Below are 11933 nucleotides of genomic sequence, written 5' to 3' on the forward strand. Positions count from 1 at the left end.
TTCAAGCAGTTGTCAGCAAGACCTGGAATTGATCCAGAATCGTCATGACCTGTTCGTCGGACAAGGACAGCAGGCCCTCTCCCACATACCACTCGATATAACATTGCTGCGGTAGCGCGGCGTCGCTGGCCCGGCCAAACAGCCAGACTCCATGTTCCCTGGCCAACTGGTCGCGCGCGGCATTCGCGGCTTCGCGATCCACAGGCAGGTAAAGATGCAGCATATTGCAGTGCGGTTGCTTTGGATTGACTTGCCAGAGCGGATAACGTGTCAGCAATTGATACACCTCACGCGTACGGTGCAGGTAGGCAGGCATCTTTGCCAGTTTTTCATCCATCCGCATCGCCGCCGCCACTACGTAGGGAGAGCGCTGATAGACGTTGCCGCCCATGCGCTTTATCCATTCGGATGAACGGTCGATGAAGTCGCGCTTGCCGAGCAACATGGCGCCGCCCAAGCCGTCTATGCCCTTGTAAAGCGAGACGTAGGCGCTGTCGAAGCCGGACGCGACGCTTTTCAGGGATTGGCCGTAGCCGGTAGCGGCTTCCCACAGGCGGGCGCCGTCCATATGCAAGTGAATATTCTTTTCCCTGCAGTATTCCTTGATTGCCTCCAGCTGTTCCCATGCAGGCAACTGGCCGCCAATTTCACGCATGGGCAATTCATACAGCGCGGCTCCCAGCCGGTCAGGCAAGGCTTTCAGGTCGTCCACCGTCCATGGCCGGAACGGGCTGCCGACGTTGAGCGCGGTGAAATGGTCGAGCAACTGGTAATTGCTGCTTTCGTGACGCAATATATGCGCCGTCGGATGAAGTGCCACCAGCCGGTTGTTCTTGTCCTGGCAGGCGATTCTGAGCGCCACTGTCTGTGTCATCGTTCCGGTAATCACAAAGCGGGCAGCCTCAAAGCCCAACAACTCTGCGATCTTGTTTTCGAAATCCTGGACCAGCTTGCCTTCGCCGTAGCTGTCGTGCTGGACATCATGTGCTTCGCACCATGCAGCCATCTCGGCAAAATCCTTGGCGGCGGGGCGTGGCGGCGTGGCAGAAAAGAAGGTGTGGCATTGACTGCGTAGATTGGCGTTTGGCATATCTTGCGGAGGCTCTTTTGACTGGGTTGGAGAATGAGGGCTTGCTATCCTACTCCGTTTTGACGTTACCGCCGTCCAGGCGCTCTCTTTGGAAACAGAAAATTTCCCGTTGCGGGCCAAAGTGCCGGCAAGTTTGCGAAATCAATCTAAAAATATCTAATTGATAATATTTCAGCATTTGATTTATGCCCTACAAGGAAATGTCATCGCATCATGGCTGCAACTTGGCCGTAAAATTAAAATTGTCGTGTGTGTCGGAAAAGGACAAACACTTGTCAGCTACGGAAAATAGCGAGTCCGGTGCGAGGACAAAATGATGCCAAGGAATAGCACTGCAATTTGTCGTTGATGGGGGCCTTGTTCAGGCAGCCTGGCCGGCAAGTTTGCACTGCTCCCTGGCGTGGTTGTACCTCGTGCCTTTGCTGTTGTTTGCCGGGAAAAGTACTTCAACCAATCCAGGAGTTGTAATGAACGGTTTTACATTGTTTTGCCAGCATCGTTTATCGAGAAGCAAATGAAGATCAGCACATTCGATTTATTCAAGGTCGGCATCGGTCCATCCAGTTCGCATACGGTGGGACCGATGATTGCCGCCAATCGTTTTTCTGCCTATTTGCACGACGCGAACTTGCTGGATGCGGTACACGCGGTGCGTGTCGAGCTGTACGGCTCGCTGGGCGCCACCGGCAAGGGTCACGGTAGCGATAAGGCGGTGTTGTTGGGGCTGGAAGCCAACCTGCCGGACAATATCGATCCGGATCATGTCGAACCGCGTCTCGCCGAAATTCGCAGTTCCAAGACGCTGCTGTTGAACGGTACCCATCCGATCGGCTGCGTGGAAAAAGAGCATGTGCTGTTTTTCCGCCGCGAAGCGTTACCGCAGCATCCCAACGGCATGCGTTTTGTCGCCCTCGACGGTGTCGGCAGCGTGATTGCGGAAAAAGAGTATTACTCGGTCGGAGGCGGTTTCGTGGTCAGCAAGGAAGGCCAGCGCGTCAACCTGGTGCAGGCCGGCAGCGTGCAGTCGGATGATGAATTACCTTACCCCTTCCATTCCGGCGACGATTTGCTACGCATGTCAGCGGAAAGCGGTTTGACCATCGCGGCCCTGATGATGGAAAACGAAAAGCACTGGCGTTCGGCGGAAGAAGTGCGCGCCAAGCTACTGGGTATCTGGGATGTGATGGCGGCGGCGGTCAAGCGCGGCTGTTCCATCGATGGCGAACTGCCCGGTCCGATGAAGGTCAAGCGACGCGCTGCCGAACTGTACCGTCAGCTGAAGGAGCGCTCGGAGGAGTCGTTGACCGATCCCTTGTCGATGCTGGACTGGGTCAACCTGTATGCCATGGCGGTAAATGAAGAAAACGCCGCCGGCGGACGGATCGTCACGGCGCCGACCAATGGCGCGGCAGGGGTATTGCCGGCGGTGCTGCATTACTACACCAAATTCATTCCGGGTTCGAACAAGGACGGCGTCATGACCTTCATGCTGACGGCGGCGGCGATCGGCCTGATCTACAAGGAAAATGCATCGATCTCAGGCGCCGAAGTCGGCTGCCAGGGCGAGGTCGGCGTCGCTTGTTCAATGGCGGCCGGGGCGCTGGCTGCGGTGCTCGGCGGCAGTACGGAGCAGATCGAGAATGCGGCCGAAATCGGCATGGAACACAATCTCGGCATGACCTGCGATCCGGTCGGCGGGTTGGTGCAGATTCCTTGCATCGAGCGTAATGCAATGGGTGCGGTCAAGGCGATCAACGCCGCCCGCATGGCCTTGCGCGGCAACGGCAAACATTATGTATCGCTGGACAAAGTCATCAAGACCATGATGCAGACCGGCGCCGACATGAAGACCAAGTACAAGGAAACATCACGTGGTGGTTTGGCGGTAAATGTCATTGAGTGCTGAGTAGTCGTCAGCGATAACAAGGACAGTTCTCAAAAACGTGGCGAGCAACTTTCTGTTTGATCGAGAAGCGCAGCTGTGCGGATGCACAGTGAGCATCACAGGCCAGAAAGGGAGTTGCGCAGCAGGTTTAGAGAGCTGTCCTTAACGGTTCCGGAAGTTTGAGAGCTTATTTTTGAGGATTTTATGAGCAATTATTCGATATTCAGCCTGATCCGAAATAGCCTCTCTTACCATGAAAACTGGCAGCGAGCCTGGAAAAGCCCGGAACCGAAAAAAGAGTACGACATCGTGATCGTCGGTGGCGGCGGCCATGGCCTGGCCACCGCTTATTACCTGGCCAAGGTGCACGGCTTGCGCAATATCGCCGTCATCGAAAAAGGCTGGATCGGCGGCGGCAACACCGCCCGCAACACCACCATCGTGCGTTCGAACTACCTGTGGGACGAATCGGCGATGTTGTATGAAAAAGCCATGCAGCTATGGGAAGGCTTGTCGCAGGATTTGAACTACAACGTCATGTTCAGCCAGCGCGGCGTGATGAACCTGGCGCATACCTTGCAAGACGTGCGCGATACCGATCGCCGCATCAACGCCAACCGTCTCAACGGCGTCGACGCCGAATGGCTGACGCCGGCCCAAGTCAAGGAAATCGTTCCAATCATCAATCTGAATAGCCACTATCCGGTGCTCGGCGCCTCGTTCCAGCGCCGTGGCGGCGTGGCGCGGCATGACGCGGTGGCATGGGGCTTTGCCCGCGGCGCCGACGAGCGTGGCGTGGATATCTTGCAAAATTGCGGCGTCACCGGAATCCGGCGCGAGAACGGCGCAGTCACCGGCGTCGACACCGTCAAGGGTTTTATCAAGGCCAAGAAGGTGGCGGTGGTTGCGGCCGGCCATTCCAGCGTGTTGGCCGAGATGGCCGGCATCCGCCTGCCGCTGGAAAGCCATCCGCTGCAGGCCCTGGTGTCGGAACCGATCAAGCCGGTCATCGATACGGTGGTGATGTCGAATGCGGTGCATGCCTACATCAGCCAGTCCGACAAGGGTGACCTGGTGATCGGCGCCGGCGTCGATCAATACACCGGCTACGGCCAGCGCGGCAGCTATCACGTGATTGAAGGTACCTTGCAGGCAATTGTCGAAATGTTCCCGGTGTTTAGCCGGGTCCGCATGAACCGCCAATGGGGCGGGATCGTCGATGTTTCGCCGGATGCCTGCCCGATCATATCGAAGACGCCGGTCAAGGGTTTGTATTTCAACTGCGGCTGGGGCACCGGCGGCTTCAAGGCCACGCCGGGTTCGGGTTGGGTGTTCGCGCATACGATCGCCAACGACAGTCCGCACCCCCTGAACGCACCGTTCGCGCTGGACCGTTTCTACAACGGCCACCTGATTGACGAACACGGCGCAGCCGCTGTCGCACACTGAGTCTATCTGCTTAGTCTGCTTACCGATCCTGGATTCAATCCGCCACCTGTCTGGAGAACCACCATGTTATTGATCACCTGCCCTTGGTGCGGGCCGCGCGCCGAGAGTGAGTTCCATTGCGGCGGCGAAGCCGATATCGCACGTCCGCTGGAGACCGAAAAACTGAGCGACGAAGCCTGGGGCGACTATCTGTTCATGCGCAAGAATCCGCGCGGCGTACACCGCGAGCAATGGGTGCATAACCAGGGTTGCCGCCGCTGGTTCATGGCAGAGCGCGACACAGTCACCTATGAATTCCTCAGCTACAGCAAGTTCGAAGCCAAGCCGGTCGCAGACACCGCTGCACAGGCAGGGAGTGCAACATGAGCCAGAACCACAGACTGGGCAGCGGCGGCCGCATTGACCGCGGCGTTCCCCTCACTTTCACATTCAACGGTAAGCGTTATGACGGTTTCCAGGGCGATACGCTCGCCTCGGCGCTGCTGGCGAACGGCGTGCATTTCGTTGCCCGCAGCTGGAAATACCACCGGCCGCGCGGCATCGTCACGGCTGGCGTGGAAGAGCCGAATGCCTTGGTGCAGCTGGAGGCGGGCGCTTATACCGTGCCGAACGCTCGCGCCACTGAAATCGAGCTTTACCACGGCTTGAGCGCCACCAGCGTCAACGCCAGCCCTAGCATCGAGAATGACCGCATGGCGGTGAACCAGCTGTTTGCTCGTTTCATCCCTGCCGGCTTCTATTACAAGACGTTCAAATGGCCGCGCAGCTGGTGGGGCAAGTACGAAGAAGTGATACGCGAAGCAGCCGGCTTCGGCAAGGCGCCGACCGAACTGGATCCCGACCGCTACGAAAAGACCTACGCCCATTGCGACGTGCTGATCGCCGGTGCCGGTCCGGCCGGCCTGGCGGCCGCGTGGGTGGCGGCGAATTCAGGGGCGCGGGTGATGTTGGTCGACGATCAGTCGGAACTCGGCGGCAGCCTGCTATCCGGTCCGGCCGTGATCGATGGCTTGCCGGCAGCGGCCTGGGTGAGCAAGATCAGCGCCGACTTGCGGGCTCTGCCTGAAGTCACGATCCTGTCGCGCAGCACCGCATTCGGCTACCAGGATCATAATCTGGTGACTATTACCCAGCGCCTGAGCGAACATCTGCCGCTGGCGCAACGGCGCGGCAACAAGGTACGCGAACGCCTGTGGAAAGTGCGCGCCAAACATGTGATCCTGGCCACCGGCGCGCACGAGCGGCCTATCGTGTTCGGCAATAACGATTTGCCCGGCATCATGCTGGCCTCGGCGGTATCGACCTATATCCATCGTTATGGCGTGCTGCCCGGACGCAAAGCGGTGGTCTTCGCCAACAACGACGATGCCTACCAGACAGCGCTTGACTTGAAGAGCAATGGCGCGGAAGTGACCGTGGTCGATCCGCGCGCGGCTAGCAACAGCAGTTTGCCGGCTGCCGCCAAACGGCAAGGTGTCCATATCATCAACGACGCCGTGGTGGTCGCGGCCAGCGGCAGCCGCCATGTTAAGGCGGTGGAAGTAGCGCACCACAGGGATGGCGTGCCGGGGCAGTTCATTACTTCGCTTGACTGCGACTTGCTGGGTGTGTCCGGTGGCTGGAATCCGGTGATCCACTTGTTCGCCCAATCTGGCGGCAAGGCGCACTGGAACAATGACAAAGCCTGTTTTGTCCCCGGCTCGGCAATGCAGAAGGAAACCAGCGCCGGCGCCGCCAATGGCGACTTCAGTCTGAGCGGCGCCTTGCGTGACGGCGCGCTGGCTGCGCAGCAGGCCATTGTTTCTGCCGGCTTGAAGCCGGTGGAGCTGCCTAACTGGAAAGTAGCGGAATTGTCCGAAGCCCCCATCATGCCACTGTGGCTGGTAGGCGAGCGTAAGCATGTCGGTCGCGGTCCCAAGCAGTTCGTCGATTACCAGAATGATGTCTCCGCTGCCGATATCTACCTGGCTGCGCGCGAGGGCTATCACTCGGTAGAACACGTCAAGCGCTACACAGCGCTGGGCTTCGGTACCGACCAGGGCAAGCTCGGCAACATCAACGGTATGGCGATCTTGGCCGAAGTGCTGGGTAAGAGCATCCCGGAAACCGGCACCACTACCTTTCGCCCGAATTACACGCCGGTCACTTTTGGGACAGTGGCCGGGCGCGAGTTGGGCGAGTTCCTGACACCGATCCGCAAGACCTGTATCCATCCATGGCATCAGGAGCAGGGCGCACTGTTTGAGGACGTCGGCAACTGGAAACGGCCATGGTACTACCCGCGCGGCAAGGAAGACCTGCATGCGGCGGTGGCGCGCGAATGCCTGGCAGCGCGCAACAGCGTAGGCATCCTTGACGCATCTACCTTGGGCAAGATCGATGTGCAAGGACCCGACGCCGTGACCTTGTTGAACTGGATGTACACCAATCCCTGGAACAAGCTGGAAGTCGGCAAGTGTCGCTATGGCTTGATGCTGGATGAAAACGGCATGGTGTTCGACGACGGCGTCACGGTGCGCCTGGGTGAACAGCATTTCCTGATGAGCACGACGACTGGCGGCGCGGCGCGCGTGCTGGACTGGATGGAGCGCTGGCTGCAAACCGAATGGCCGCACCTGAAAGTCAACCTGACTTCGGTCACCGACCATTTCGCGACGTTCGCAGTGGTGGGGCCGAATGCCCGGCGCGTGCTGCAAAAGGTGTGCAAGGATATCGATTTCTCCAACGAGAAATTCCCCTTCATGTCGTTCCGCGAGGGCAGCATCAACAGCGTATTCACCCGCATCATGCGCATCAGCTTCTCTGGCGAACTGTCGTATGAGGTGAACGTGCCGGCCAATATGGGGCGGGCGATCTGGGACGCGATCATCGATGCCGGCAAGGAGTTCGACATCACGCCTTATGGCACAGAAACCATGCATGTGCTGCGGGCGGAGAAGGGCTACATCATCGTCGGCCAGGATACCGACGGCTCGGTCACGCCTTACGACCTTGGCATGGGCGGCCTGGTCGCCAAGTCCAAGGATTTTCTCGGCAAGCGTTCCTTGTCGCGATCCGATACGGCTGGGGAAAACCGCAAGCAGCTGGTGGGCTTGCTCAGCGCCGATAAAGACTTCGTACTGCCGGAAGGCAGCCAGATCGTGGCCGAGCCGAGCAGCGGGCCTACCGCAACGATGATCGGTCACGTGACATCGAGCTATTTCAGTCCGATCCTGCGGCGCTCGATTGCGTTCGCGCTGATCAAGGGCGGTCTGGGCAAGATGGGGCAGGAGGTGAGTATTCCGCTGGCAAACGGACGCAATATCGCAGCAAAAATCAGCAGCCTGGTGTTCTACGATGCAGAAGGAGTCCGTCAACATGTTGAATGAAACCCAGCTTTTCCAGGTGCAGCAGGAATCGCCGTTTTCCGAGCTAGGGCAGTTGCTGACGCCGCTTACTGCGGGCGTCAGCCAGGCGATCAATCTGGAAGAAAAGCCATTTCTCGAACTGATCAATCTCAAGGGTAAAGCGGATTCCCTGGCGTTGTTGCGGGCGGTCAAGCATCTCACCGGAGCAAGTTTGCCGACGCAGCCGAATACGACCGCCGAAAGCGAGCAGTTCGTCATTTATTGGCTAGCGCCGAATGAATGGCTGATCCAATCCAAACAGCCGCGCTTGCCGGCGCTTTGTGCCGATCTGGCGACCTCGCTGGCGGGGGAGTTTGCGTCGATGGTGGATGTCAGCAGCGGCAACACCGCGTTAGTGCTAAGCGGTGCGAAAGCGCGCGAGGTATTGCAGAAGGGCTGTCCGCTGGATTTTCATGCAAGCGTGTTTAAATCCGGCCAATGTGCACAAAGTCACTACTTCAAGGCCGGTATCCTGCTGCGACCGTTGGCGGATGGCGCTTATGAGCTGGTTGTAAGGCGCAGTTTTGCCGACTATTTTGGCCGTATCTTGCTGGATGCCTGCCAGGAGTACTTATGATCCTAGATTCCTCAATTGACCGCTTATATCTGTCTGAAGCACCGATGAATGCTGATTTATTTTCGTTCGATGAACGCATTCAGTTGGATGGCCAGCGCTACAGACGCGATTGCACCTTTTCCCGATCCTCTGGCGTTGTTGCTTCTCCTAGCGGACTACAGTCCGCGTCGTCGTCGCGCCTAGCCAGAGAACCGAAAAAGCGCACACTCATGCCTGTTCAACTGAGGATTCCAGGATTATGAAGAATGAAAACATCGCCAGCGGCGTGCGCTGGCAGATCTTCGTGGAAGGTTTGTCTGCAATGACGCGCGTCGGCTTGTATCCGCTTGAACATGAAAAGCCGCAAGCCGTCGAGCTGGATATCGAGTTGTCATACAAGACCGGCGGCCGCGGCATGCACGCTGACGATGCCGCTTCAGTCATCGACTACGATCACTACTGCACGGTAGTGTCTTCTTTCCTGCAAGGCAAGCCGCATACGCGTTTGCTGGAGACGCTCGCCTCGGAAGTCGCCAGCTTGTCGTTTCGGGAATTCGCCATGCTGGATGAAATACGGGTGGCGATCCACAAGCCGAAGATCCGGCCCAATACCGCCAGGCTGGGAGTTGCATCAAGCTGGACACGCTGGAGTTATGAAACATTGCTGCTGCAGCAACCCGCGGAGAGCAGCGTGGTGGCCTGACGCGGTGGTGGATGACCGTAATAATTTATTTATGTCTCTATCTACCGATAAAAAGCTCGCATATGCGGGCTTTTTGTTTTATGTGTCCAGATTCAGTGCTTGCTGCTTGTGATTTCTTTAACGGGGGCGCTGCAAATTGCGCCGGATTCGTCTACCATTTGTATCGGCAGTACTATTGAAGCGGTAATCCTACAGAATAATTTCCTTTCCCAAAAGCATCTTCATAGGCAGAGGTATCGGTTACCGAGAAACCGAATCGATAGGCATTGTGCTAATGTCGCTGCCACAGAATTTTCGTTACGTATCCAGGAGACCATCAATGAGCACCCCCACCACTCTTTCAGCAGCCGAACAGGCTCTGCGCGACGCTGCGCTGGAATACCACCGCAGCCCGACGCGCGGCAAGATCGCCGTGGTGCCGACCAAGCCTTTGTCGAACCAGCGCGACCTGTCGCTGGCTTACTCGCCTGGCGTAGCCTATGCCTGCCTGGCGATCCACGAAGATCCAGAAATGGCTGTGGAATATACCTCGCGCGCCAACCTGGTCGGCGTGGTCACCAACGGCACCGCTGTGCTGGGCCTGGGCGATATCGGCCCGCTGGCCGGCAAGCCGGTCATGGAAGGCAAGGGCTGCCTGTTCCATAATTTCGCCGGCATCGATGTGTTCGATATCGAACTGGCAGAGCGCGATCCGGACAAGCTGGTCGAGATCATTGCTGCGCTAGAGCCGACCCTGGGCGGCATCAACCTGGAAGACATCAAGGCGCCGGAATGTTTCTACATCGAGAAGAAACTGCGCGAGCGCATGAAGATTCCGGTCTTCCATGACGATCAGCACGGTACCGCCATCATTTCCTCTGCAGCATTGCTGAACGGCCTGGAACTGGTCAACAAAGCGATCGGTGAAGTCAAGCTAGTGGCTTCCGGGGCTGGCGCAGCGGCGATTGCCTGCCTCGACCTGATGGTGGAGCTGGGCGTCAAGCGCGAAAACATTTTCGTCTGCGATTCGCGCGGCGTGATCCATGACAAGCGCGAAGACAAGCTCGACGTATCCAAGCAGCGCTATGTGCAAGTTACCGACGCACGCACTCTGGCAGACGCGATTGTTGGCGCCGACGTATTCCTCGGTTGCTCCGCACCTGGTGTCTTGACGCAGGATATGGTGAAGGCCATGGGCAGCCAGCCTATCATCCTGGCGCTGGCCAACCCGGAACCGGAAATCCGCCCTGAACTGGCGCTGGAAGCGCGCCCGGACTGCATCATCGCCACCGGCCGTTCGGATTATCCGAACCAGGTCAACAACGTGTTGTGCTTCCCCTATATTTTCCGTGGCGCTCTGGATTGCGGCGCCACCAGCATCACCGAAGCCATGAAGGTTGCTTGCGTGCGCGAGATTGCCGACCTGACCAAGGCTGAGATCAGCGAAGAAGTGGCTTCCGCCTATGCCGGCCAGGAACTGCAGTTCGGCCCGGAATACATCATTCCGAAGCCTTTCGATTCGCGCCTGATCTTGCGCATTGCGCCAGCAGTGGCGCGCGCCGCCGAAGAGTCTGGCGTGGCGACGCGCCCGATCAAGGACATGGATGCCTATCGCCAGTCGCTGATGCGTTTCGTCAGTCACACCGGCATGTTCATGCGTCCGGTGTTCCTGGCTGCGCGCGGTGAGCCGCAGCGCATCGTCTACGCTGAAGGCGAAGATGAACGCGTGTTGCGCGCGGTACAGATCGCATTGGAAGAAAAGCTGGTGCGGCCAATCCTGATCGGCCGTCCGGCGGTGATCGAAGCGCGCATCAAACGCGCCGGTTTGCGTTTGCAGGCTGGCCGCGATTTCGAATTGGTCAACCCGGAAGACGACGGCCGTTTCCGCCAGTACTGGGAGGCCTATCACGAGATCAAGGCGCGCGATGGGGTGACGCCTGAGATGGCGAAATCGACATTGCGCCGTTCGAATACGACCATCGCTTCGATGCTGGTCAAGCTGGGCGATGCCGACGGCATGCTGTGCGGCCTAGTCGGCCGTTTCGACAGCCATCTGGAACATGTCAGCGACATCATCGGCCTGCGCGAAGGCGCCAAGGGCTTTGCCGCCATGAACGGCCTGGTGCTGGATAAACACACCTTGTTCATCGCCGATACCTTCGTCAATGACGATCCGGACGCCGAACAACTGGCCGATATCGCCGCGATGGCGGTGGAAGAAGTCCGGCGTTTCGGAGTGCCGCCCAAAGTGGCCTTTCTGTCGCATTCGATGTTCGGTTCCAGTAATCGTCCATCGGCGAAAAAGATGCGCGCCGCACGCGACCTGTTCGTCAAGCGCATGCCGGATGTCGAAGCCGATGGAGAGATGCATGGCGATGCCGCGCTGAGCGCCGAGCTGCGTGCGCAGTTCTTGCCTAAGTCGACCCTGACAGGCAACGCCAATGTACTGGTCATGCCGAATCTGGACTCCGCCAATATCCTGTTCAACGTGTTGAAGATGACCGGCGGTCAAGGCGTGACGGTAGGGCCGGTACTGCTGGGCGCGGCTGCTCCCGTGCATATCCTGAACCCATCCGCCACGGTGCGCCGTGTCGTCAACATGACGGCGCTGGTCGTGGCCAATGCGATTTCTGCAAAACAGAAAGTCTGATCGGCAAGTAATGCTTTGGTAAGCGATCAGTAGAAACCAGCCTGAAAAAATCCCCGTACCTGCATCTGCAGCGACGGGGATTTTTTATAAGAATCTTCAATTTTGGCGTCCTCCGCTCCTCAGCCAGTTTTTCATATTTTGACGGCTGCGCATGTTTCCCATCAATTGAACACCGAGCGTTCGTATATACTACGAATAACTGTACGTTTGTACAGTGTAAAAATCATCTAAAGTG

8 protein-coding genes are annotated in these 11933 nt (G+C 58.1%); 7 read left to right on the forward strand and 1 reads right to left on the reverse strand.

All coding sequences use genetic code 11. The features are described from left to right. Position 1: 1 nt before the first annotated feature. Entirely contained in the window at positions 2 to 1090 is a 1089-nt protein-coding gene (locus LT85_RS07435) for a threonine aldolase family protein (protein ID WP_038487084.1), read from the reverse strand. Between the two features lie 514 nt (positions 1091 to 1604). On the opposite strand from LT85_RS07435, the gene LT85_RS07440 reads away from it, so the two are divergent. From LT85_RS07440 to LT85_RS07470, 7 genes are all read left to right on the forward strand, one after another. Next, positions 1605 to 2996, forward strand: coding sequence for an L-serine ammonia-lyase (locus LT85_RS07440; protein WP_038495403.1), 1392 nt, complete (start codon positions 1605 to 1607; stop codon positions 2994 to 2996). 183 nt (positions 2997 to 3179) lie between these two features. Further along, positions 3180 to 4424, forward strand: coding sequence for a sarcosine oxidase subunit beta family protein (locus LT85_RS07445; protein WP_038487086.1), 1245 nt, complete (start codon positions 3180 to 3182; stop codon positions 4422 to 4424). 63 nt (positions 4425 to 4487) lie between these two features. Continuing rightward, complete coding sequence (locus LT85_RS07450; protein ID WP_038487088.1) at positions 4488 to 4790, forward strand: sarcosine oxidase subunit delta; 303 nt, start codon at positions 4488 to 4490, stop codon at positions 4788 to 4790. Next, positions 4787 to 7792, forward strand: coding sequence for a sarcosine oxidase subunit alpha family protein (locus LT85_RS07455; protein ID WP_038487090.1), 3006 nt, complete (start codon positions 4787 to 4789; stop codon positions 7790 to 7792). The genes LT85_RS07450 and LT85_RS07455 overlap by 4 nt, the downstream gene beginning before the upstream one ends. Then, positions 7782 to 8387, forward strand: a complete 606-nt coding sequence (locus LT85_RS07460) for a sarcosine oxidase subunit gamma (protein ID WP_038487092.1) — start codon at positions 7782 to 7784, stop codon at positions 8385 to 8387. Before LT85_RS07455 ends, LT85_RS07460 begins: the two co-directional genes overlap by 11 nt. A 238-nt stretch (positions 8388 to 8625) precedes the next feature. Next, positions 8626 to 9069, forward strand: a complete 444-nt coding sequence (locus tag LT85_RS07465; protein ID WP_038487094.1) for a dihydroneopterin aldolase — start codon at positions 8626 to 8628, stop codon at positions 9067 to 9069. Between the two features lie 319 nt (positions 9070 to 9388). Further along, the gene (locus LT85_RS07470) at positions 9389 to 11698 is read left to right on the forward strand and encodes an NADP-dependent malic enzyme (RefSeq protein ID WP_038487096.1); all 2310 of its coding nucleotides are present in this window, start codon (positions 9389 to 9391) and stop codon (positions 11696 to 11698) included. The last annotated feature ends 235 nt before the right edge of the window (positions 11699 to 11933 follow it).

The organism is Collimonas arenae (assembly GCF_000786695.1).
GTDB lineage: Bacteria > Pseudomonadota > Gammaproteobacteria > Burkholderiales > Burkholderiaceae_D > Collimonas > Collimonas arenae_A.

Coding starts and splice junctions, on each gene's coding strand:
- LT85_RS07435 (WP_038487084.1), bottom strand. CDS start 1,090: ATGCCAAACGCCAATCTACGCAGTCAATGCCACACCTTCTTTTCTGCC.
- LT85_RS07450 (WP_038487088.1), top strand. CDS start 4,488: ATGTTATTGATCACCTGCCCTTGGTGCGGGCCGCGCGCCGAGAGTGAG.
- LT85_RS07455 (WP_038487090.1), top strand. CDS start 4,787: ATGAGCCAGAACCACAGACTGGGCAGCGGCGGCCGCATTGACCGCGGC.
- LT85_RS07440 (WP_038495403.1), top strand. CDS start 1,605: ATGAAGATCAGCACATTCGATTTATTCAAGGTCGGCATCGGTCCATCC.
- LT85_RS07470 (WP_038487096.1), top strand. CDS start 9,389: ATGAGCACCCCCACCACTCTTTCAGCAGCCGAACAGGCTCTGCGCGAC.
- LT85_RS07445 (WP_038487086.1), top strand. CDS start 3,180: ATGAGCAATTATTCGATATTCAGCCTGATCCGAAATAGCCTCTCTTAC.
- LT85_RS07460 (WP_038487092.1), top strand. CDS start 7,782: ATGTTGAATGAAACCCAGCTTTTCCAGGTGCAGCAGGAATCGCCGTTT.
- LT85_RS07465 (WP_038487094.1), top strand. CDS start 8,626: ATGAAGAATGAAAACATCGCCAGCGGCGTGCGCTGGCAGATCTTCGTG.